The organism is Bacillus sp. NEAU-Y102 (assembly GCF_054788175.1).
In genome coordinates this window covers 178,386-201,239 of sequence record NZ_JBTWFK010000004.1, presented here as the reverse complement: position 1 = coordinate 201,239, position 22,854 = coordinate 178,386, and the positions used below count along the sequence as shown (strand labels likewise).

General features: G+C 36.0%; 25 protein-coding genes and 1 pseudogene. 3 read left to right on the top strand and 23 right to left on the bottom strand.

Translation table 11 applies throughout. The features are described from left to right. Nucleotides 1–80: 80 nt before the first annotated feature. The 18 genes and pseudogenes from ACYFX0_RS12890 to ACYFX0_RS12805 all read right to left on the bottom strand — a co-directional run. Nucleotides 81–1,013: pseudogene (locus tag ACYFX0_RS12890) on the bottom strand (phage tail tape measure protein); the annotation flags it as partial. Between the two features lie 32 nt (nucleotides 1,014–1,045). Further along, a complete protein-coding gene (locus ACYFX0_RS12885) occupies nucleotides 1,046–1,468 on the bottom strand; it encodes a hypothetical protein (RefSeq protein ID WP_000433386.1) in 423 nt (140 codons plus the stop codon). Beyond that, nucleotides 1,432–1,950, bottom strand: coding sequence for a hypothetical protein (locus ACYFX0_RS12880; protein WP_000200742.1), 519 nt, complete (start codon nucleotides 1,948–1,950; stop codon nucleotides 1,432–1,434). The genes ACYFX0_RS12885 and ACYFX0_RS12880 overlap by 37 nt, the downstream gene beginning before the upstream one ends. A gap of 57 nt (nucleotides 1,951–2,007) precedes the next feature. Next, nucleotides 2,008–2,610, bottom strand: a complete 603-nt coding sequence (locus tag ACYFX0_RS12875; RefSeq protein WP_086398582.1) for a hypothetical protein — start codon at nucleotides 2,608–2,610, stop codon at nucleotides 2,008–2,010. A gap of 12 nt (nucleotides 2,611–2,622) precedes the next feature. After that, nucleotides 2,623–3,045, bottom strand: a complete 423-nt coding sequence (locus ACYFX0_RS12870; protein ID WP_000063392.1) for a hypothetical protein — start codon at nucleotides 3,043–3,045, stop codon at nucleotides 2,623–2,625. Nucleotides 3,046–3,048: 3 nt separating this feature from the next. Further along, complete coding sequence (locus ACYFX0_RS12865; RefSeq protein ID WP_460270657.1) at nucleotides 3,049–3,459, bottom strand: HK97-gp10 family putative phage morphogenesis protein; 411 nt, start codon at nucleotides 3,457–3,459, stop codon at nucleotides 3,049–3,051. A 6-nt stretch (nucleotides 3,460–3,465) separates the two neighbouring features. After that, nucleotides 3,466–3,837: a hypothetical protein gene (locus tag ACYFX0_RS12860; protein ID WP_070183783.1), complete on the bottom strand. Its 372-nt coding sequence runs from the start codon at nucleotides 3,835–3,837 to the stop codon at nucleotides 3,466–3,468. Further along, a complete protein-coding gene (locus ACYFX0_RS12855) occupies nucleotides 3,834–4,370 on the bottom strand; it encodes a hypothetical protein (protein ID WP_098901840.1) in 537 nt (178 codons plus the stop codon). Before ACYFX0_RS12855 ends, ACYFX0_RS12860 begins: the two co-directional genes overlap by 4 nt. Continuing rightward, nucleotides 4,370–4,534: a YqbF domain-containing protein gene (locus tag ACYFX0_RS12850; protein WP_000869884.1), complete on the bottom strand. Its 165-nt coding sequence runs from the start codon at nucleotides 4,532–4,534 to the stop codon at nucleotides 4,370–4,372. Before ACYFX0_RS12850 ends, ACYFX0_RS12855 begins: the two co-directional genes overlap by 1 nt. Nucleotides 4,535–4,824: 290 nt before the next feature. Further along, on the bottom strand, nucleotides 4,825–5,802 hold the full coding sequence (locus ACYFX0_RS12845) for a phage major capsid protein (protein ID WP_098877964.1): 978 nt from the start codon (nucleotides 5,800–5,802) through the stop codon (nucleotides 4,825–4,827). Nucleotides 5,803–5,831: 29 nt separating this feature from the next. Next, nucleotides 5,832–7,034: an XkdF-like putative serine protease domain-containing protein gene (locus ACYFX0_RS12840; RefSeq protein ID WP_106081236.1), complete on the bottom strand. Its 1,203-nt coding sequence runs from the start codon at nucleotides 7,032–7,034 to the stop codon at nucleotides 5,832–5,834. A gap of 113 nt (nucleotides 7,035–7,147) precedes the next feature. Continuing rightward, entirely contained in the window at nucleotides 7,148–7,666 is a 519-nt protein-coding gene (locus ACYFX0_RS12835; RefSeq protein WP_460270654.1) for a phage head morphogenesis protein, read from the bottom strand. A 113-nt stretch (nucleotides 7,667–7,779) separates the two neighbouring features. Beyond that, the gene (locus ACYFX0_RS12830; protein ID WP_460270653.1) at nucleotides 7,780–9,255 is read right to left on the bottom strand and encodes a phage portal protein; all 1,476 of its coding nucleotides are present in this window, start codon (nucleotides 9,253–9,255) and stop codon (nucleotides 7,780–7,782) included. Between the two features lie 69 nt (nucleotides 9,256–9,324). Then, nucleotides 9,325–10,731 (bottom strand): DEAD/DEAH box helicase family protein, encoded by a 1,407-nt coding sequence (locus ACYFX0_RS12825; RefSeq protein ID WP_460270651.1) that lies wholly within the window; start codon nucleotides 10,729–10,731, stop codon nucleotides 9,325–9,327. After that, nucleotides 10,724–11,572, bottom strand: coding sequence for a phage terminase small subunit (gene terS, locus ACYFX0_RS12820; protein WP_375827011.1), 849 nt, complete (start codon nucleotides 11,570–11,572; stop codon nucleotides 10,724–10,726). Before terS ends, ACYFX0_RS12825 begins: the two co-directional genes overlap by 8 nt. A gap of 21 nt (nucleotides 11,573–11,593) precedes the next feature. Then, nucleotides 11,594–11,773, bottom strand: a complete 180-nt coding sequence (locus ACYFX0_RS12815; RefSeq protein WP_000390790.1) for a hypothetical protein — start codon at nucleotides 11,771–11,773, stop codon at nucleotides 11,594–11,596. 83 nt (nucleotides 11,774–11,856) lie between these two features. Next, the gene (locus tag ACYFX0_RS12810; RefSeq protein ID WP_460270649.1) at nucleotides 11,857–12,669 is read right to left on the bottom strand and encodes a DUF5677 domain-containing protein; all 813 of its coding nucleotides are present in this window, start codon (nucleotides 12,667–12,669) and stop codon (nucleotides 11,857–11,859) included. A gap of 86 nt (nucleotides 12,670–12,755) precedes the next feature. Continuing rightward, on the bottom strand, nucleotides 12,756–13,298 hold the full coding sequence (locus ACYFX0_RS12805) for a site-specific integrase (RefSeq protein ID WP_090976345.1): 543 nt from the start codon (nucleotides 13,296–13,298) through the stop codon (nucleotides 12,756–12,758). Between the two features lie 477 nt (nucleotides 13,299–13,775). Between ACYFX0_RS12805 and ACYFX0_RS12800 the strand changes: the two genes are divergently transcribed. Then, the gene (locus ACYFX0_RS12800; RefSeq protein ID WP_144575219.1) at nucleotides 13,776–13,985 is read left to right on the top strand and encodes a hypothetical protein; all 210 of its coding nucleotides are present in this window, start codon (nucleotides 13,776–13,778) and stop codon (nucleotides 13,983–13,985) included. A 432-nt stretch (nucleotides 13,986–14,417) separates the two neighbouring features. Here the strand turns inward: ACYFX0_RS12800 and ACYFX0_RS12795 are convergent, their stop codons facing one another. From ACYFX0_RS12795 to ACYFX0_RS12775, 5 genes are all read right to left on the bottom strand, one after another. After that, nucleotides 14,418–14,636: a hypothetical protein gene (locus ACYFX0_RS12795; protein WP_000930969.1), complete on the bottom strand. Its 219-nt coding sequence runs from the start codon at nucleotides 14,634–14,636 to the stop codon at nucleotides 14,418–14,420. A 406-nt stretch (nucleotides 14,637–15,042) separates the two neighbouring features. After that, nucleotides 15,043–15,993 (bottom strand): nucleoside hydrolase, encoded by a 951-nt coding sequence (locus tag ACYFX0_RS12790; RefSeq protein WP_460270647.1) that lies wholly within the window; start codon nucleotides 15,991–15,993, stop codon nucleotides 15,043–15,045. A gap of 219 nt (nucleotides 15,994–16,212) precedes the next feature. Then, the gene (locus ACYFX0_RS12785; RefSeq protein WP_061457114.1) at nucleotides 16,213–16,755 is read right to left on the bottom strand and encodes a site-specific integrase; all 543 of its coding nucleotides are present in this window, start codon (nucleotides 16,753–16,755) and stop codon (nucleotides 16,213–16,215) included. Further along, a complete protein-coding gene (locus tag ACYFX0_RS12780) occupies nucleotides 16,755–17,237 on the bottom strand; it encodes an ArpU family phage packaging/lysis transcriptional regulator (protein WP_375827009.1) in 483 nt (160 codons plus the stop codon). Before ACYFX0_RS12780 ends, ACYFX0_RS12785 begins: the two co-directional genes overlap by 1 nt. A 26-nt stretch (nucleotides 17,238–17,263) precedes the next feature. Then, a complete protein-coding gene (locus ACYFX0_RS12775; RefSeq protein WP_088063189.1) occupies nucleotides 17,264–17,434 on the bottom strand; it encodes a hypothetical protein in 171 nt (56 codons plus the stop codon). A gap of 1,793 nt (nucleotides 17,435–19,227) precedes the next feature. On the opposite strand from ACYFX0_RS12775, the gene ACYFX0_RS12770 reads away from it, so the two are divergent. Together ACYFX0_RS12770 and ACYFX0_RS12765 are read left to right on the top strand one after the other, a co-directional pair. Next, nucleotides 19,228–20,562 (top strand): BclA C-terminal domain-containing protein, encoded by a 1,335-nt coding sequence (locus ACYFX0_RS12770; protein WP_460270644.1) that lies wholly within the window; start codon nucleotides 19,228–19,230, stop codon nucleotides 20,560–20,562. A gap of 1,124 nt (nucleotides 20,563–21,686) precedes the next feature. Next, nucleotides 21,687–22,256, top strand: coding sequence for a cupin domain-containing protein (locus ACYFX0_RS12765; RefSeq protein WP_001199851.1), 570 nt, complete (start codon nucleotides 21,687–21,689; stop codon nucleotides 22,254–22,256). The last annotated feature ends 598 nt before the right edge of the window (nucleotides 22,257–22,854 follow it).

Here is a 22,854-nt window from a genome sequence, read left to right as displayed (position 1 = left end):
TGCATAGCCTTCGGTTCAAATTAGGATTCGCACCCTCTTTGCTTCATACCGCGATTTTAATTCGGCACAACTTATCATCTACCGAATACTGCAACACCAAGTTGGTTTGCTTTTACTTTATCGTCCATCTTACCTAAATCACCTAAGACGGCATTAAATACATCTGCAGAAGTTCCTTTACCTTTGTTGAAGTTATCCCAGACCTTTTGTGTTTGAGGTGACATTTCAGCAAAAGCATCAGATACGCCTTTAGAACCGTCCTGTACCCGAATCCCGAATTCTTTTACAAGATCGTTAATGTAATCGAGATTATAACTACCATCACGAGTACCATTTGCCATAATGGTAAACATCTCGTTAGCAGTGAATCCGGCTTGTTTGTACAGCGGAGCATATTCGGCCACATTATCAAACATTTCATTTGAATAGTTCAAACCTTCTTGTCCACCAGCAGCAAATAAATCGAATGCTTCCTTTGAAGAAATACCAAATTGATTCATTAACTGCCCTGCACCACGAGTTACTTCATTGATATCAGAATCAAATGTTTTACCCAATGTCATAGCACTTTTTGTAGCTTCTTCTAATTCTTCGTGAGGAACGTCTTTCATATTCTGATACACTTTTATAAGAGACTGATCCACTTCTTCAATACTTTGGCCAAATCCATCTTTCCAAGTTTCTTTTGCGATTTTACCAAGGTTTTCAGCACCTTTTTCAGTAAGACCTAAAGAAGATTGGATGTTTCTTTGAGAAGTATCGAAATCAGAAGCCACTTTTACAGCTGCAGCACCGATACCAGCTAAAGGTAAGGAAACGCCCGTTGTCATGTTTGTACCAACATCTTTCATTTTGTTACCTACATGACTAATTGATTCCCCTGCTTTTTGGAATTTATCATGCATTCCATTTGCAGTCTTTTGTACTCGATCTTCAAACTGTTGTAAATCCTTATAAGCGCCTTCTGCTTTAATACCAATCGTTCCGAACAGTTGGAACATTTCAGCTAACATTTACGCACCCCCTTCTGGGGCCGATAACCATTTTATTCTTCATCGTCGTCTTCCTGGAATTGAGCCATAATCTGCTCAACATGCGCTTCGCACTCTTCTTTCGTCCATACTTCACCCATTTCATAAGATGATTCTTTATCGTCCTGGTTGTCAGTTAGTCCAAAAGCTTGAAGATAATCATTAAAAGTAGTACCTTCTTCAAGTTGACGAGTTTGAAAGCCAATGAACGCCATCTTCTTCCACTCATTTAGTTCTTCTTGCTGCTCTTCTCGTGCAATTAGAGAAAACAGGTCCATTAAACGCGAATACGGTATAGATAAGACATAATCATCTGTCCATCCATACCGTTTTTGTATCTTATCGAAAGCACGTAACATATTTTGTTCTGCTTCCTCTAAATATTCATCTGAGTCTTCATTTACGCTAGGATTGGCGCTGCTGCTGATTGGCTCCATTTCTCGCTCTGAACTTTCACGAGTCCCTTGACCTGGTTGAAAAAAGTCATTAAGTCTTCACTTTCCAGTAATCCTTGAATAACAGAAACCATTGCTTCCGGAGGGAACTGTCTAAATTCTTCTGCTTTTACTTTTAATAAACTAGCAAAGAACTCTGTAAAATCATCCTCACAAGCAGGGATCATCGTTAGAACACGGAAAGCAAATTCTAATCCTTTTTGTTGCTGCTTCTCTTTAAGTGCAACTAATTGTGCTTGTTTTTCTTCTTCTGGAAGAGATTCTGCTGCTTTAGTAAGTTCATCCATTGCTTGCTTATCCTTACCGAAATCAGCGAAGTTAACTATTGCGCTGCGTCCAACCTTCGAAATAATCTTAGCGAATCGCCAAACGTCCGTTACATTTAATCGTCGCATCGTTACTTTTTCACCTAAGATTGTAATTTCTGTACCGGTATTCATCATTTTTTCTAATATAGAAGTCATTTTGTTCTCTCCTTTTAGCATTCAGCTTGTTTTATGTAATAGAAAACCGACTACCATTTATGCGGTAGCCGGTGCTTTTTGTGCTGCTGCTTTCTTTTTCTTTGGTAAATAGATTTCGTATGGCGGCGTAGATGGTGCAGATTCACTGTAATGACCAATAAACTTACACTTCAAACCAACTGTCCCTTTACCATCTTTTAGATCAACCTCAATAGATGAAACTACCATTGCATTACGAATTACAAAAATGACTGGTAGATCACTACCCGAAATCATACCAATGAGTGCAATATCATGATAGTTTGAATCTGGAATATCATTTGAAGGTTTCATAATATCGTAATCTTCTTCAGTTGTACTATCTACCGTCATACCAGGTAAAGCTAACTGCAGGTTTTCTTTTGTGAACTCTACTAATGTAAGTTCTACATGCGGTTCATCTTTTAATAACCACTTACCACGCACCATTTTACCTAGCACACCATCAAGATCTGCATCATAATACTCACGATCAAAACCCACTTTTGTTCCGCCTGTAGTCGCTCCTACAAGTTCACCTAATTGTTTTACACTTTTAAATCCTTTGTACATGACACCAGGACCGATAACAAAATTTTCTGTAGTCCCTTCACGAACACCATTAATTAATTTCCAGCTCATTTGTCCTACCCCCTAATACAAGTCCGTTCGAAATGTTCGGACAAGGAATTTCGCATTTATATGAATGATGGATGGGTCTTCATCTGGTACCGGCAGTTTACCTGCACGATGTATAGAAAGTATCCCATCATCTTTTAAACCAACTTCTCTATCTAGTAACTTCTCAATACGTGTAGCAATTAACTTTGCCTTATCATAATCCCCATTATCACAATACACATCGAAATTTAGAATCATACGATCTATAATTTCAACATCATCCGGATTATCTGCTTCAATTCTCATAACTACATAAGGCATTTCCATATCATCTTGTGCAGTTTGGAAGGAAAGAGCAGGGCCTTTGTCCTCGCCTTCACCATATTCTGATAGATTAGCTTTTATTATTTCATCGTTCTCTACAAGCATTCTAATAGCTGCAATAGCGTTAGACATCTATTACCCTCCCATCATTCTTTTAAGTTCTCTACGTTCTTTTTCAAACGCTTTTAATAGGAATGGACGGGCTTCCATATGACTTGTACCAATTTCAAGCCATATTGCTTTTTTCAAATCGCTCCCTACTGCACCCAATACCTCTGATTGTGACCGTTTAATATTGTATTTAATCGAATTTAGCAAGTCACCGGTACGAACAGCAGGTGCTTCACCTGGTTTAGAAGCAGTATATTTACGACTCGTATGAGGTATTTTGTATTGCTTACCGCTACGGCTACCCGTGAGATTCTTCTTAACTTGATTTTGCAAATGAATAGATGCTGCTGTAACTTTTTCAACACACATAGCATTAATATGCGTCTTTACTTGCTCCATATTGCTTGAGTACTCAATTTCTACTGAATTCGCCATATAGAATCATACCTTTTCGCAATAAATTTCAATGTGATGATTCATAAATGCAGGATTACGCGGCTCTCCTTTTACTTCAAACATATAATCAACGCCTAATTCTTCACTTTTGAAATGGATACGATCATTAGGTTTAATTTTGTAAGAAGCAGGTGCATATATCTTAAAGGTTGTATCGAAATTTTGTTTATCACGCTTGAACCTCTCATTATCAGCAGCAGAATTAGTTGTTACACGGCAAATCATCTTCTCGTAAACGTCCTCTGGTACTTCTGCATAGTTACCAGCGGATTGCTTCTTTTTCTTTTTTCGTTTTACAACTACCTCATGAATATATAAATCATCCATTCCACCATCATCGAAATACATTTCGTTCATGTGGCCATCACCGGCTTAACTCTTGCTCTAAAACCTTTTAAACCATTGAGTATCTTATTGTTTGTAGCTGGTTCATCTAACGCTTCTGGGCTAATCTGGTACGAATAATCACCAATACTTTCCGATGTCTTCATACCTTTTCGTTGTAAGTTAGCACGAACTACTGCAGAAACAACCAAATCAATAATACATTTCTTCATAAGTACCTGCAGATCATCATAATCTTGTATCTTATATTCAAATTCATATAACTGATTTTCGGATAAACCATAAACAATACGCCCATTTACAGTAATAGAATCGGTCATATCTTGTTTAGAACTAACATGAGTTACTTTTGCTATAGATTCAGCAGGAAAAGAAAGCCAAGCTAGTTTACTTGTTTGGATGATTTCTTTCATCGGCTTCTCCGGTTTTACTCGTAAATACTTTCTAGCAATAACCGCATAGTAATCTATTAGTTCTTGAATAACTGTATCAGGCATCTTCTGTACATTTACGCGGTCTTTAATGTCCTGCAAGGTAATATCCATTATGTTTCTTTCTCCTTCTTATCGACTTCTTTTACAAGTTCAAAATGTCCAGTACTTACAAGGTAATCAGCTTTATCATTTGCTATTGTTTCTTCTTGGCCATTCTTGAACTTTTGTCCATAAGCGGTATAAGTACCACCTAATCGCAGCGTAACTACTTTCATAATTAACACCCCTTTCACGAATGTAAACTAATTATTAAAAGTTTACTTTTTAACACGTTTTTGATATCCAACATATAGTACTATGAGCATTCACAATATAGCCTAGGTCATTGCTGTGTTTTTTCTCATTGAAAATACGAATGTAAACTAATCAATGAAAGTTTACATTCGTATTATTGGTTTTATTGGTTCTGTCTCGTTTTCCGTTAAAAACAAGAAAACATTAAAAAAGTATACATTCAAAACCCTAATAACAAAGGGTTTATTCCCATAAAAAATACGCCTGGATATTAAGCTCCAAACGTATCCGGAATATTTGTTAGGATTGCTACTGCATCCATTTCCTGAATTACAGCATCGTCATCAAAGTGAATTACATAGAATCGTTTATCTTCCATGATTGCAGTTTCACCCTCTGTTGTTTTACGAACACGAGTATCGTAAGTGTTAACTGCAATAAAGTTACGTGGATCAGCAAGAACAATAATGTCATCAGATAATGACGGTACCTCTGCGATTCCATATCCAAGAGGTTTATTTACCTGGTCACCTGCTCCTAATAAAGCAGCGTCGCCAGCTCCTGTTGGACGCTCTGTTAAATACTCCATCCATTTTTCTTTGCGTGTAGGGGACATAATCCAACGTAAATTTCCGTTTTTATATTTGTTAGGGATAGCACCAGATAAAGCAAACATTGAATGTTTACCGAATCCTTTCGCAATCTCTGTTTCGCCTGTTTTAGATACTAATTTAGCATGATCAATGATATGAGATTCTTTTGACGTCTTGATTTTTTTCAACCATCCGTCATTAATATTTAAAAATGGATCAGAAGAAGATTTATCACCATTCCAATGTAAATCCTCCAAGTCAATACCAGTCTGAGTTGACATGAGGTACATCACAGTATCTTCGAAATTTTCTCCTTCAATATTTTCACGCAGAGTTTCTTCAGTGATTTCCCATGGTAAACGAACAGCTTCAGTGCTATATTCAATTTTTGAAGTTTGAACATTTGCACGGTATTTATCATCGGTATTTTCTGTTTTCTTACGAAGAATACGGCCACCAATAGCAATTTTGTCTAACTCACCTTGCTTGGCTTTACGCATTTCTTTTCGGTGTAACTGCGAGAATGGTGTTGAATCAAATGCCATTCGGAAGAATTCCTTGCTCTGCTCGGGATTTAGTAATCCGCTAGAAAGGGAACCTGTTGAAATAGTTTTTTCGATTTTTGATAAACGTTTCATTAAATCTTGATTGTTCATTGTGCTCATATTAATAATTCCTCCTTATATTACAAGTTAAGATTTGCGAATACAGATTTTTTAATTGGTTGTTTTCCTGGTGTGAACTCTTCATCCGGATCTAAACCTTTACGGATAGAAGCAGCATTTTCGATATTTTCAAGTCGCTTTGTAATTGGTTCTAGTGCTTTTTGAATAACTGCTGCAGCTTTTTCTTCCTCTGTTTGCTCTTCTGGCGTCGGTTCTACCTCTTCACCATTCACCTGCTTTTCAATCTTTTCTAACTTAGTAGCTAGTGGTTCTACTGCTTGTTTAACAATCTCTGCAATATCTTCTGCTTTCATTTCATCTTCCTCCTGTGGTGAAGCAGCTTCTTTTATTTCAGTAATTAAAGCTAATGCTTCATCTAATTTTGTATGATTCTTTTGAGATAATACTTTCCCGGCTTTTTTTATGTTTTCTAAAACAATGCTTTCTGCTTGTACACTGCCTTCTGATTTCGCAATGGTATAACCACCTTTAATAGAAGAAAGTATGTCCTTCATATCATCAAGAGCAGCTACCATACGATCGATATCGGGATTACTTTCCCAAATCTCCCAATAGAACACATCTTCAAACAAATTAAATACAGCTCGTAAATCACGCTTTTGTTTTTCATCAATAAAGCGGTCTTTTACTTCGCCTTTTGTGATTTTGTGAGTTTCACCTTTAACGAAATCTAACATCTTTCGAATAAGACCTTTATCTTCATGAGTAAAATCATCAGTCTTGGCGATTTCTACTCGTTCACCAAATCCACCCATAGAAAAACCGGTAACTTCACCTTTTTTAATTTCTTCCCAGGTGTCTGCATCATCAACACGAACAGTCATAAGCCATGTTCCTGCTTGTACTTCTTGTTCGCCTACTGTCATATCACTTTTAGCAATCCAGTTTTCAACAACTGTGCCTTTACCAGCGATTTCATCATGTTGCTTGTCAATGTGTTGGTAATTCTCCATAAAGGTATAAGCAGCCTTTTCAATTTCTTCTGCTGTCATTTTATCCCCGTGTGAATCTTCTACATCAGGTTCATATACTACACCTGTAACAAGCTGCTTCTCTTCCTCTGTTTTAAGGATTGGAACTTGCTTTGATATATTTGGTTGTTTAGCAGATTCGCTTTTCATAATGGCGAATTGACGACCATTAGCGCCTTTTGTAACTAATGAAACATAGCTGATATTGGCGTTTTTTAGTTCGTATCCCATCGTTTTACCTCCTTCCCTATAAATATTGGGGTTCCACTGTCAAAACGCATAGCAGCCAATTTAAAGCCATATACGTTTTGACGATGAAACCCCAATTAAATAGGTGTATTTTATTACTCTTCTGAAATCATAGTGCATCGGCAATGCGGATGAGCTGGTGGGCACATCTTTCCATTACTAAATAGATCATCAATATCTACCGTTTCCCCATGTAAACCACCACATTCTTTACAAACACGCTCATCGTTTCCTGTAAGCCATGTTTTCTTGTTTCTATTTGCGCCCTTATAAGCAATTAAATTGCCGTAATTCATTGCATATGTAGTTTCTGTACGTGCAATTATCATCGCTCTGTAGTTGCTCGCTTCTGACATTACATCTGCAATGGAAACACTTAATGCATCGACACCCATTCCCTCACTAAGATTCTTTAGCATTGTTTCTCTTAATCTATCTTTAGTGGTTTCATGGATTCCCTTTGCTAATTCAAAAGCGTAAGTAGCTACCCATTTTGCAGCAACGTCACCAATTGGATCTAATACCATCCAGGTTAAACCGTTAGAAGCTATAGTACTCTGTACAAACTCTGTTACATCATCCTGTAGTGTGTCCGTGACTTCATCGACAAACATTTGTCGTTCCTCATCCCAATCAACACTATCCAGAAATTCATCAACTTCTGCTTCTGCAATTACAAGATCAATCTCTTCATCTGCTTTATTAATACGAATTACGGGAAGCAGGTTTAAGAGCCTTTTTCCCTGCTCTGAAAAAAATCAGTGACCTTCTTTTTCATAGCTTTCTCTATTTCTTCATGCTTTTCTCTAAATGCATTAATAGCAATTATGTTCTCTTGCTCATTATCTGCAGCTTTTGCAATTGGTTCAGGGAGGGTAGTTTCAGTTTTATCATTAATGAATTTATCTCCCCCTGGTACAGGTTCATAACCTACTACTTTCCGTGACTCATTCAGCATTAATATTCCACCATCATAACTGTCTTTCGCATACTTCAAATCTGCTTCACGATCATCCGTATCAATTTCATTTAATTTGAAATACCAATCTAAGCCACCGAGTATTTCAGCAAATACACGGAACAATTGATAGTTTAATCGATGTTCTAATATTCCTTGTCCAGGCTCAATAATCGAACGCTTGTACATCTCGTTCATTTCTTTAGCGGTTGTTTGTCCTAATGAGCCTGTCATAGCCCAGCCGATACGATAAGGCGGCACACGATGAGCCACACATATCTCCATTGCGCTATCCTGCTTATATAAACGAAAACTGCCTTCTTTTACATCTGGACTAACTTTTTCTAATCTAGCTTTTGCCCCTGGCGGTACGGGGACAACGGCCAATTTATGATGTTCTCCTTTTGTTTCTGCAGAGAAGAATGCTTTTAGTTCATTTTCCGTTCCATCATCTATTTCATCAACGCCCTCAAGAAATAGCAGAGCATCCGGAATTGTCTTTCCTGTAAAGAAGTTAATATTGTAATCTCTTACTGCTTGAGATCCAACTATCGAGCCAATAGAACTAACATAATTAGGTATCCCATAATAAGAAGAACGAGAACCGAATTTACGAATAACAATTACTTCTCCGGCTTTTTCTGTTCCACTTTCCGCAACATCCTCTGCATTTAGCGCCCTACCATCAGTAAGACGGAAATCATCAGGATAACCAAACTTTTTAAACCAACGTTCTTTGTTATTTACAATTTGAGCAAATCGCACTTTATCCTTATGAGCACGAACCGTATGCGCCGGAATATGGTACAGTTCCGACGGTTCGTTTTTTTGATTCCGAACAACTTCGATAATCCCCCAGCCAACAGTTTCATAATCATCCCATACAGCTCTAAGAATTTCTGAACTCGTCATTTCTGGATTACAATTCCGCATAAATTCTTTTAACCTTTTATATTGCTCCTGGTTCGCTTCTTTCACTTCTTCAAAAGGAGCAAAGTCGAAACTAACACCTGCAATATCATCGACTTTTGCGCTAATACAAGCAGAATGGATTGGATTACTTTCCTTTATTTCCAGCAGAACCGACATATCATAAGGTGGTTTAACCAACCCTTTATCGCCATATATTTGTGCAAATGGATCTACAGTCATTTGTTTGCTGTTGTCTTCCCTATTCTTTGGATCATTTGCTGCTTTATTAATACCAAATACTTTTACATTCTTAATTTTTTTCTTATCGCTCATATCGTTTGTGTGTCCTCCTTTCTTCTATTAATAAAGAGCAAAAGAAATAGCCGAACAATAAATGTCCGACTACACTCTTTTAACCTTCCCACCCATAACTACTTTCGGTTTATAGAAGGCTAGAACGATAGCATCTGCTCTATCGGGTGATTGCAATCCGCGTTTCTTCATTTCTTCTTTTCGCTCTAATGCAATCTTACCTCTACTTGTTATTCTGTATTTACGGCTAGAAAATTGAGAAATCATTTTTTCATCATTTGGAATCTCCATTGTAGGTTCTTCACCCTGTATAAATGCTTTCATATTCTCTTCAAGTAAATCTCTTACAACGGCCCAACCTTCTGTACCTGCATTATCATAATGCTCATCATCAAGCGGCTTCCCGTTATTCACAACCGGATATACTTTGAATGGTAATCGTTCAGATTTAATAACTTCTTTCAATCTGTCCGTAACACCACCACCAACACCACTATCATCGACTTTTATATCCACTCTTTTTAACTGCTTGTACTTTGCCATGTATTCCTTAGCTAATTTCAATACATGACCAGCAGTTTCCATTGTATCTTGTTTATAGTGGTTTAATAATTTAAAGACTTTATTCCCTATCCTTGGAGCAATTACAGTTTCATCATCACCAAATCGCGCAACGTCAACAGCTAAGTCAAGTGTTTCACCAGTCGGCTCCACTTTACAAGATGCTGCTTGCTCTACAATTTCTAACGGGATAAATGTATCTGCTTCTGCTTTAGGAAATTCACCAAGTACACGTACACGCCAAACATCTGAACCCTCACCATATTTCTTTTTCAATACTTCTATATTGTCTTTACTGGTTCGAGGGCTATCTAAGCTAGAGACTTTATGTATTTTATATAAATCTCTGTCACGATTATGAGAATCATAAAATACACCGCTTGTTCTTGTTGGGTTTCCGCATAAAAACAATTTATTTTCTGCACCAGATAAAGTACCGAGTATCGCTTCCATAATAGGATCTGCTATACCAGAAGCTTCATCACATACAAATAACATATAATCTTCGTGGAAACCCTGCATATTTTCCGGCTTAGTTGCTGTTCTAGCAGTAGCAAACCAACGTTCTTCACTACCAATCATGTATACTCGTGTTTTAGTCCATTTAAGAAGATTTTTAACTGCACTTCCTTCTAACCATTTGGCTATTTCGGCCCAAAGTACAGTAAATAACTGCTCCTTTGTAGGGGCTGTACATATAACTTTTGGATTCGGCCTACAGCAGAGGAACCAAATAACAACAACTGACTCAAGACCTGTTTTACCCACACCTTGGCCAGAACGTACGGAAACCTTTGGACTTTGTGCCAAATCCATAAGAACTTTTCTCTGCCATTCATCCGGATAAAAACCAAGCATATCCTCAGCAAACGCAACTGGATCATCCCAATAAACATCGATAATCTCCATAAATTCACTAAAAGCCGTATTACTCATTACCTTCAGCTTCCCTTTGTTTACGTCTGCGCTCTGCTATCTTCATAAGAGACTCTTTCCAGTCCTCTGTATTCTGGTTAGTATCACCATCAACTTTAATAGCAGCGATCTCTTTCTTGAGTTTCTCTATTCGTAGTTTTTGTTCTTCTGTATTAGCTAATCTATCATATTTTTCAATTAGATTTACTAGCGTTGACATTGCTTTCGATTGAGCATTTAAGAAACTGGCTTGTTTATCCCAAGCGAATTGAATTTCCCACTCTTCCTCATAGCCACTTTCCGTAAGTTTGTTTTTCCGCAGTTCCTTTGTCATGTCTTCGTTGTCTCTAACGAACATAATACGTTGAGCATGGATGATTTGAGTGTACTGCAGCATAATACTGTCCCAAATGATTGTTAAGGAATCGTTGTTAACTGCTTCTTTTAATTCTTCTTTTAAATCATATATTTCTTGCGGTAAATACTTTCTATATAAACCATGAGTAGCAGCATTACCATTACGTAGTGGAGCAGCACCACCGGAATTACCGACAGCATTTTTATTACCCTTTTTAGCTCCACCACGATTGTTTACTGCATTCTTATTACCTTTGGGTGCTCCTGGTTTCTTTTTGGAGTACTCCGTATCTTTCTTTGGAGTACTCCGTTCATTTTTATGGAGTACTCCATTTAATTTGTCTATCCATCCATCTTTGGATTTCCACCCTCCAACCGTTTTTTCACTTACAGTTTTTTCGGATGTAGACAACAATTCGGCAATTTTACGATTCGTAATATCACCTTTATGTTCTTTAAATATCTCATATGCTTTGTTACGGTCTGGACTTCGTTGTCTGGCCATAATTACATAACACCTGCCCCCTTATCCAATTGTTTGCACTTCCTTCTCTAAACACTCAATGCATATATGAGCATTATCCGTATTTGCTTCACGGAGATATGTTTTATCAAAATGAGTAATAGTTAATGGCATTTTTAATGTCCACATGCAGGGTTCATTACAAACAGAGCATGTAGGAACGTTTATAGTTTCTTCTTCCATTTACACCACCTCACGCTAATCGCTTCACAAAATAAAAAAGCAGCGAATTCCGCTACTTTTTTTACATATCAAACCCAAAATTATTAATTAGTAAGGGAACGCTCTTTTCCAGGTACCATCCCTATTTCTCTAGCAAATTCCAAACATTCATCAGAGCGATTTGGAAATAAATATAATATCACCTCAATCATAGCTCCAGTATAAAAAGCTTTTATACTGATAACATCATCAGGTTCTACTGTACATCTAATTGGTTTAAGTTCAAGTGGCTTATCCATAAGTTCTATATAATTTGTTGCCTCTAATGCTTTGTAACTATGAGCTTCCTGAGATAATGCCCCATAAAATAAGTATAAAAGGTGATCTTTTTGCATTACACGATCAGCCAATTGTTTTAATGACCACGGTCCTTTGAATAAAGAATACCAGTTAGGATCGTGTGGCTTTTTAAACTTTCTTTTGGTTTTTTCCCATTCCTGTAGAATGTATTTGAATTTAGGATTTTTTAATATTTCTGTATTAATCTCAATCGCTCTTTCATATTCCAAATCAGACATATCAACTTGTTGTTTAGACCAACTTCTCATATCTTTATTTGAATCTATTAAAAATCCTACATAATAACTATATGCTCTATCTTTTACTGATTCTTCTTTTTGTAAGATATACCTTATCGCTAGATACGTTTCTAAAATGGAACGCTTCATTACCGTTAGCGGTCCTTCTAGGTCATGGTCTGCTAATACATAGCCGGCATCAGCTTGTTCAATTAATTTCCTAAAAAGAGAGGCAACTATTTTATGTTCTAATTCTAAATCAGTTCTTTTATCTAACTCTTTAAGAAATTTTTCTCCAAACTGTATACTCTTACTCAATATATGTAGGGGTGATTCCATAGGGCCATTACCTCGCTTTATTTTTTATTGGATACAAAGTACTGGTTAAATTGTACCCAATTTGCACCCGAACGTACAAATTTCATTTATAAACTAAAATCTTCTAATGATTTATCAATCTCATCTTGTTGGATTCCTATATAACGTAATGTAATAGATGGAGCAGAATGATTAAAGATTGTTTGTAGCATTACTACATCTTTCGTTTTTTGGTAATAATGGTATCCGAATGTTTTTCTAAGAGTATGCGTCCCAATTTCATCAATTCCTACTTTTTCAGCAGCAGCGTTCATAATTCGATAAGCTTGGATTCTTGTGATCGGTTTTCCTGTCTTTTTAGAAGCAAATAAGCAATCTGTTTCATTCATCCTACTTACATACTCATTTATTTTTTCTCTTAACGCTGTATTGATAATGAAACGTTTCTCTTTTCCGGTCTTCTGTTCTTTAATTACAATGTGAGTTCGTTCTTTCACATCATTTACATGTAACTTTAATAAGTCACTAATTCTTAGACCTGTATTGATTCCCATTTCAAATAAAAACAAATCACGATAAGATTGGCGACGTAAAACCTCTTTCACTTCTTCTAATTTTTTCTTATCTCGAATTGGTTGCACAAACTTCATTCCTTACCCCTCCATACGTTATGTTACATTAGATGTATCTTTATTATACAATATGTTACATAAAATATGGTAGTTATTTTTAAAAATAGAAAGAAACGTTGATATAACGGCATTTCTATTCATAAATCTAATGTAACAAAATATATGATGTGTTACATTAGATGGTTTTTTGAAACTTCTTTACAATATTTGGTTTGTGTTGAGTTTGTTTTGTAAAATGCAACACGTTTGGGCTGACCTTTCCTTAACGACAAACAAGACGCCAACCAGAACACGGCAGCGCCTGCTATAATTGCTATACACATGTTTGTTCTATCTATATAGTAAAATAAAACAACCATAATGGACACATCATAAGATTAGTAACCCTATTTTTCTGTTCATTGATTATTATGTTTATAGACCTAGATTGTGCACATCTATATTCAGTAAGCGCATACCCTAGTACATGAATACTACTTTAGGAGTGATTATATTATGAATCCCTTCCCGATGAGGATTGCTTTTGTAGCTCCAGCTGCGACTTGGCAACATTTACTTCAACATCATTCATATGGTCAATATGGTATGCAACCTGGGCACATTCCCTTTACTCCTACAATTCCGCCTTCTCCCGTAATATACCAATATCATTATAATTTCCCATCATTGTATTTCCAAGAGTTTCACGGTACATTTAACATCTAATATCTGTACCATTGAGTCAATTCATGTTACACATTAAACGTATTTAAATACGTTTAATGTGTAATTTCTATATAACAAAGAAGAAAGCACCCGTTATGGATGCTCTGATATCAATTATTTATTTGTATTTCAATTACGGTAAATGAAGTTTTCTCCTTCTTCCAATCACCTAATATTGCTGCATCAATTTGTTTGCACTTTATTAAGTAACTGGAAGAAGAGCAAAAGCTCTCCTTAATAACGGTATCATTCAACCACTACCATCTGCTGGTTTCGGATTTTATGTGCCGTCATTACGAACCGTTTAGAATTTTAAAAACAACATAGTGAGTTGTGTTTTCCGCCACTTCCCACAATACAAATATAACACGTTAATTCCAAAATAACCGACACATTTCCTGCCAAAAAGCGGTCACGACTCTGCCAACGTTTTCATAGCTCAAATTTTTCCACTGCATCTGTTAATTCCACTGGTACTCCGAATATACTTTTTTTCATTTCTGTCATTTTCTTTTTAATAATCCAATGTGGATAATTCAATTCTTCTAGAATATTTCTAAAATAATTTGGATTTAGCTTTAACATATCAGGATTTCTTCCAGTATTCCTTTTGTATTTAATTATTACTTCTAATAGTTCTTCATTTAACATGAATCACAATTACCTCCCCCTTGCATTTTATATTTATGTATATACACCATTCGATACCTTGATACTGCCACTTACCCATATCTTATATTGTGTGTAACTACGCCAAACGCTACAGCCCTTGATATTGATAGCTTCATAGCACTTTCTCTTTTGAGTTACACAACATAATAAAAATGAATAACCGTATAGAATAGGGTAGCACCACATGGTCATCAAGTTAAAGGTTTAATGTACCAGAAATTAGAAAGATTTTATTCTGTTAGCTTGATAGTGATAGGATACAGCCAACATTTCGGAAGCTTTGTATGTTAGACGAATTTTAACCTAAAAAATTCGAATTCTTGTACGTGAAGTGCAGTGATATTTCATTCATATAATCCGTATTATCTGAAGTTAATAAAGTCCGTTACACTCTCTTCTTTAGGAACGTTTCCATAATATCCTTCTTGAACTTTTCATAATCAAACTGAAAAGCTACATTATGCGTTTTATAGCCTGGATTAGTAACAAAACGAAAGTCTGCAATGCTTTGACCAAATCCTTCCCCTTGATCAGGAATTACTTTAATGGGTACCCTTGAAAGGCTAACAGCCTCTTGATTCAGCAAATACCACACCGTTACAAAATCATGCATAGGACTTCCACTTATACCAGGATTCGACTTGGAGTAGAAATTATAATAATAATCTAACATAGGTTTGATGATGAGTCCTGCAAGATCCTGTGTATTCCGATGAAATGCATCGATTTGCTGGACCATTTCGGGTGTAACAATCGCATGTTGAGTCACATTTAAAGGAATAACCGTCAAGTTCTTTGCATGCTGCAGAATTAAGTTTGCTGCATAAGGGTCTGAGTAAAAGTTAGCTTCAGCCACAGCAGTTACGTTACCTGGGTAGAAAAAAGCTCCCCCCATGCAAATGCATTCTCTTACGTTTCGCATTGTTTCTAAATTCAATACAAAAGTCGTAGCTAGCGAAGAAAGTCTTCCTAAATTGATAATTGTAAGATCTTCTAAATTTGATTCTATAATTTGATAAATATCATTTAAGGAATAAACTGGATATGGAATTTCAGGGGGAATAATAGGTCCTAATCCGACTTTTCCATGTACCTCAGGGAAATACTGAATCAATATACCTGTCAACGGTACAGAAGCACCAAGGAATACAGGTATCTCTTCTCTTCCCGCAATGTACTTCAAATAGTTAATATTCCTTATTACATTTTCTCTTGATATATTTCCATAATCGGCTACAATTCCTACAAGTTGAATGTCTTTACGAAAAAAGATGTACAATATAGCAAACGCATCATCAATCCCCAAATCTGTGAACAGGAGAACCTTTTTTTGCATATCTCTTCCTCCAAAATTTATAGAATTCTACTTTCACTAATGATGTAGTGATTAGACTAAGCTTGTATGTATATATTTTATGTATTCTTAAAGAGTGAATTCTATTCACTTGAAATAGCTTTGCTCATCTAGATTTGATATTATGTTCAAGCGTAAGTTTCTGTTCTTAAGTCGATAGGCATGTGTTGCTATCCTCGAACTAAAAAGAAAAAGCAATGATTAAATTTTAAACCTAGTCATTGCTTTATCCATTGCATCTTGGTTTACTCCTATATATCGTAATGTTACTCGTTCACTTGAATGATTGAATATCTCCATCAGCAAAGCTATATTCTTTGTCTGCATGTACATATGGTATCCGAATGTCTTACGTAGTGTATGTGTTCCAATCTCGTCTAAACCAAACTCTGCTGCTGTGGTACTAAGTATTTTATATGCCATGCTTCTTCCTATTGGTCGATTCTTTCCTTGTCTGCTCTTAATTAAATACTCATAGTCTTCCATATCTTCAATGTACCACTTTAACTCTCTTCTTAATGCTGCAGTAATTTGAATACGTTTCTGCTTACCTGTCTTCATTTCACGCATTGAAATGTGACTACCCTTTAAATCTCCAACCTTCAGTTTTAAAATGTCACTAATACGTAGACCTGTATTAATCCCTATTACAAACAAGATATAATTACGCTCACTCATTTCTTTTAAATACTCTTTAATTTGCTTTATTTGCTCTGGATCACGTATTGGTTGAACAAAGTTCATTACTCATTACCTCCAGCTTCTTCAGTCTCATAAACTTCTAATCTAAGTGCAAAAGCTAAATTATAAAACGCCCTGGACTTCCAACGGCGATATGTACGTTCAGCCATTCCAATTTCGTTATAAACCATATAATCACATATGGCTTCTTCGTCTAAATAACGCTTATTTATAATATCCCTCTGAATCTTTCCTGCACAACTATTACCTAAGCGACTTAAAAACTGATTAATACGGAATGACATTAACTCCAACCACTCTTCATGCTCAATTTGTTGTATATTTGCAATTGCCACATCCTCCAAAGGCTTTCCAACAGCATGTGTTGGACCATGTTCTCTAACTTCATAAGAAGGAGTGACTTTCATTTCCTTACGAATCACTCCGAACTGTCTATATATACGTACACTTTCAAGAATACCCTCTAACTTCTCTTGTGTTGCTGCTCTATCGATTTTTGGTAAGAAAGATAATTGTTTAGTCATGTAAGACCACTCCTTTTTATTTTTTATTACTTTTGTCTTAACGCTCCACGTCTACGTTCATAGCAAGGTCTATGTATCCCCATTAAATCTTCAATTTCACGAGTACTAAATTTCTCTTTTCCTTTTTTCTTATTTTTCTTTTTCGATTGGTTCGATTGCTTTTTCCATTCACGTAATTGATCTTTTAATACCTTCATTCCCCACATCCCCTTTCAAAAATAAAGAGGACACCAAATCTTAAAACAGCTTTATCGCTGCTCTAAAAATTGGTGTCCTCTAGTTTTCTAGCCGGACTATATTCTGTTTTCAAGCCCATTTCTCTCTCCCCATGAATAAAACTCAACATTCTGTTTATATTAAAACTACATCTAGAGACACATCCCTGTTTAGAGCGGCTAGCTTTTGTTAGCTGCTCTTTTATTTATGACCAAATGAAACTTTTTAACCGAATTACTTTCATATAACATTTCCAATCTTGCTTACACTATAACTGTAACTTTAAGTTACACAACTATTACTTGTAGGGCCTAATTTTCTTTTGTGTAACAAGTGGTTAGCTCATAAAGTTAACCACTTTGTTACGTTAAATATTTTTTATTTCTCAATACTTAACATCTGGAATTAAGTCTCATTTGTTGATACTATACTGTTGACATTGATTTTCCTCATATGCAATTTTTGTAAAGGGCCTGTTCTCTCACATCAGGCCCTTTTTGAATTTCACCTTCACTACAAAAGGATTATTTTGTTTAAATCTTCCTTAAATCTTATTGTTACTTCTTAATACACAAACGAATTCCTGTATAATACAATTTATTAATTAACAGGAGTGCTAAATATGCCTGATACATTAAGAATCATTATTTATATCATTGTAGTAGTTGGCGCATCCGCTACTTTGATAAAAGAGTTTAAAAAGCCTCAAAAAAATATCTTTTTGATTTCGTTCAATTTTTTGATTTTCATAGGGTTTACATATTTGTTAACAAAGAAATTGATGTAATTTACATAGTAAATAATCACTTTCTCCCTTGGAGTACCGAGCAGTTAGCTTTTGCTAGCTGCTCTTTTTTATTTAAATTTCATTGTCACTCCTAATACGGCATTTTCATATGTTATTTTGTAGCCGCATCTTTTCAGTTGTGAGCTCATTCATTTTATTTCTTAAAAACCTTCATGAAGTATCATGCACTATACACTCTGAGGAAGAGCACTGTTCGAAGGTGCTCTTTTTTCGTAATGGAGCAGTTAGCTTTTACTAGCTGCTCTTTTTGCCGTACAAGTTCCTATTTGCTTTAAAATGAATAAACTATCTTGAACCTTACTTTTCATCCATTCACTGGTTCATGACTTACAAACATAACCCCAATACATGGAATGTTTTTATGCGAGCACTCTGGAACAAGTGCTCGTTTTACTTTGGTGTTTTTATACAAAATGAAATTTTTGTTTAGTTTTCTTTCCTGCATAATATTTCGATATCCGTTTATACTATAGTTGTATCCTATGCTACTTCTAAAAGCGTACAATGGAGCAGTTAGCTACTTCAGCTAGCTGCTTTGTTGTGCCAAATAATTTTTTATTTCTCAACAACCATTATTGGAATTAAAATCCCAATAATGTTAATATGAAAGTAACTTTCAGTCAAAATTATTAACATGTCAAGTGTTGTTCCCTTTTAAAAGGTCCTGTGTCAACCAGGGCCTTTTAAACTTGTTCCCTACTAAAATAGCTTTTTTTCAAATACTTCACGCCCATGAAAAAATTACATTTGGTATCACGTACTCTTTTACACTAAGAGCTTTGATCCGAAGAGCACTTATATATAATATAGTGCTCTTTTTGGTATGGAATGTGAAATAAAGGCTTGCTCTTAAAACCTTTTATGTAATTATTATGGGGGGGTTCCTTACACCAGTGTGTCTGTTTACTCATAAGTTGTTAAAGTATAAATATAAATTGTTAGTTAATTTATAAGGGAGGTGTAAACATGAGTAAATTTAAAAAGAATTGTCACATACCCTTTCCATGTTCCTTTCCTTTACCTCAAATAGGGCCTACTGGAATAACTGGAGCGACAGGACCTACCGGGATAACCGGAGCAACCGGACCTTCTGGTGGACCTCCGGGACCTACCGGGCCTACTGGTGCTACCGGACCTACTGGAATTCAAGGTAGCCTGGGACCTACTGGGCCTCAAGGTATTTCTGGACCTCAAGGGATTCCTGGGATTTCTGGATCTATTGGTCCAACTGGACCTTCTGGAATTCAAGGTATCCAAGGTATCCAAGGCATTCCTGGCATTCAAGGTCCTATTGGACCCACTGGAATAACAGGGGTCACTGGAATTCAAGGGATTCCTGGCATTCAAGGGATTCCTGGCATTCAAGGGATTCAAGGGATTCCTGGTCCGACCGGCCCTCAAGGGATTCCTGGCATTCCTGGTTCTGTAGGTCCAACTGGACCTTCTGGAGCTGTTGGACCTACCGGCCCTTCCGGGGGACCGCCAGGACCAACGGGCCCGACTGGACCTTCTGGGGGACCACCAGGACCAACCGGAGTGACTGGCCCCACTGGACCTTCTGGGTCACCAGGACCAACCGGACTTCAAGGTATTCAAGGTATCCAAGGGATTCCTGGCCCCACTGGACCTCAAGGAAGTCAAGGGATTCAGGGGATTCAAGGTAATCCGGGGCCTATTGGTCCTATTGGACCTACTGGAATAACTGGGGCGACTGGAATTCAGGGTATCCAAGGTATTCAAGGTAATCCGGGACTTATTGGACCTATCGGCCCGACTGGCCCAACTGGGCTTCAAGGTATCCAAGGCATCCAAGGCATTCCTGGGCCTACTGGATTACCAGGAACCGCTGGAGCTACCGGATCTACTGGGCCTACCGGTCTTACAGTATCTGGTTTATCTCATTATGCTTATGTTTTCAATACAGCAGCTCAAGTTGTTGCCTTAGAAGCACCTATTCTTTTTAATTCACATGGTAGAATGACATCTGGTTTTACTCATACGCTGGGAACTTCTCAATTAATGATTCTTAATGCAGGAGATTATAAAATTTCTTTTTCTGTATCAGGAGTTGAGCCTAATCAATTCACACTTTTTTTAAATGGTGCTCCGGTTACCAGCGCAGTTTATGGATCAGGCGCAGGGACTCAACCAAACAACGGCCAAACAATCCTCGCTTTAGCTGCAGGCGATATTATTACCCTTAATAATCATACTTCTGCTGCTGCAGTTACTTTACAGACTTTGGCAGGTGGAACACAAACAAATATAAATGCTTCGATTGTAATTGAAAAATTAAATTAATTTAATCATTTATTTCTTGAAACTCTGCCAGTAGATAACCTGGGGTGGATTCTTTTTTCAACAAGCAGTTAGCTTTTGCTAGCTGCTCTTTTAATTAAAATAACGATTTTGTTATATATATTTTTTCACACTTCATAAGAAAATACATATATTAATATGGGCTGCACATGTATTCATGCTTACAAATTAAGCCTTGTGAGCTGACACCTATTTTCTATTAAAAATCTTGGTCAGAGAGCGCTTTTTAAAGCGCTCTTTATATTTAAATAAAGATTTTATTTAATCTCGCACCTAAATCAAAAACATACATACATACAATATTATGGGTATTCTTTTTCAACATTAGTTTTAGTCAGAGCGCCTTTCTCTCAAGGCGCTCTTTATTATTTAATGACAGGCTCCATAATTCCATGTAAGGCATACAATATTAAAAATTTACTCGTGAAAATCTGATTACGATTTTTTAGATTTTCTATATCTCATGAAACATTCACCTACCTTACTAAGGGCGCATATAAAAATGCACTCTTTTTATTTGTTGTTAAATAAGGATTTTGTTTTACTTGTACTAGCTATCCGTCCCTTGTATAAATGCACCTTTTTTACATACCATATTAAAATCCAAATAATCCTCTTTTAGGACGGTACTAATATGAACAAGACATTAAAATACATTTTAACCTTCTTTTGTGTAGTGTTTTATATTGCCATAATTAGCTGTATTATTTATCTAAACTTTGTTTCAGAGCATTTTATTCCTCCAAGCAAGAAATCTAAGATCGCACATAACCATTTATAATTAGGCATAAGTAACGCTCTACAAGGCATTCTTTAGCTTTAAAATAAGATTTTGTTTAGATTTCATTAACCTTACTGATTCTTTGGCATACAATATTATCACAAGGAATTCCACAGGTTGCTCTGGTCCAGTTACCTTGAATTTCTTGCAGACCTTGTGGGAAGAATCCGTTTATAAAAGACGGGTTCTTTTATTTTTCCTGAAAAAATAAAAACGTTTGATTATATTTTTTATTACTGCCCATTTCCTCTTATTCTGCATTCCTATAAATAGACAACAGCATAGGATAAACAGTAAATGATAAAATCATGAGAGGAGCTTGGATATGCAATATAATCCACGTTATTATCAATGTCAAAGCTCAATGGATAGCATCTGGAATAACAATAATTGGATTTACGGTTGGAATCCTTATTATTACAGTTACAACAATAATGCTTGGGACCACAACCGGAATCCTTGTTGTGAAAATGTTAGATTAACAGATTATGGAGCTAGACCATTTGTATTGAATATTAATCAAGCCACCAAACAAAACAATACTTACCGAACCGCTATCTGGACAGGAAAAAACTTACAAGTAACTTTAATGAGTATTAATGTTGGTGATGACATAGGTTTAGAAGTACACCCTACAACCGATCAATTCATACGTATTGAAGAGGGTCAAGGACTCGTTCAAATGGGTGATAACAAAGATAAATTAGATTTTCAAGAAATGGTCTATGATGACTATGCAATTATGATACCTGCTGGAAAATGGCATAATGTAATTAATATGGGGAATAAACCACTTAAAATTTACTCTATATATGCACCGCCAGAACATCCCTATGGTACAGTTCATGAAACAAAAGCGATTGCCATGTCTACTGAAGCAAATCGGTATTACTAATGAGAAAATATCTTAGTCTTAAACAAAATTATTGCTTAAATACTTCAAAACCATAAAAAATTTAAAATAACTCTTAGTCATAGAGCCACTTAAAAACCACTCTTTAATTTTTGAATAAAGATTTTATCTATATCTATTCACTAATCTCATACTCTGACATACAATAATAGTGCCTTTCTATATAATGTGAGTTCGTCACTGTCGTTATAATGAGGTATAAGGAGCGCTCACGATTAGCGCTCTTTTTATTTAAATAAAGATTTTATTTACTTTTGCTAGCTACCCTTCCCTTGTATAAATGCGCCTTTTTTACATACCATATTAAAATCCAAATAATCCTCTTTTAGGACGGTACTAATATGAACAAGACATTAAAATACATTTTAATCTTCTTTTGTGCATTGTTTTATATTGTAATTATGGGCTGTATTGTCTATCTAAACTTTGTTTAAGAGTATTTTATTTCCAAGCAAGAAATCTAAGATCAAATATAAACATTTATAATTAGTAGGCATAAGGAGCGCACTACAAGGCACTCTTTAGCTTTAAAATAAGAATTTTGTTAAAAACTTACATACAAATGTTTTTCGTTATATAA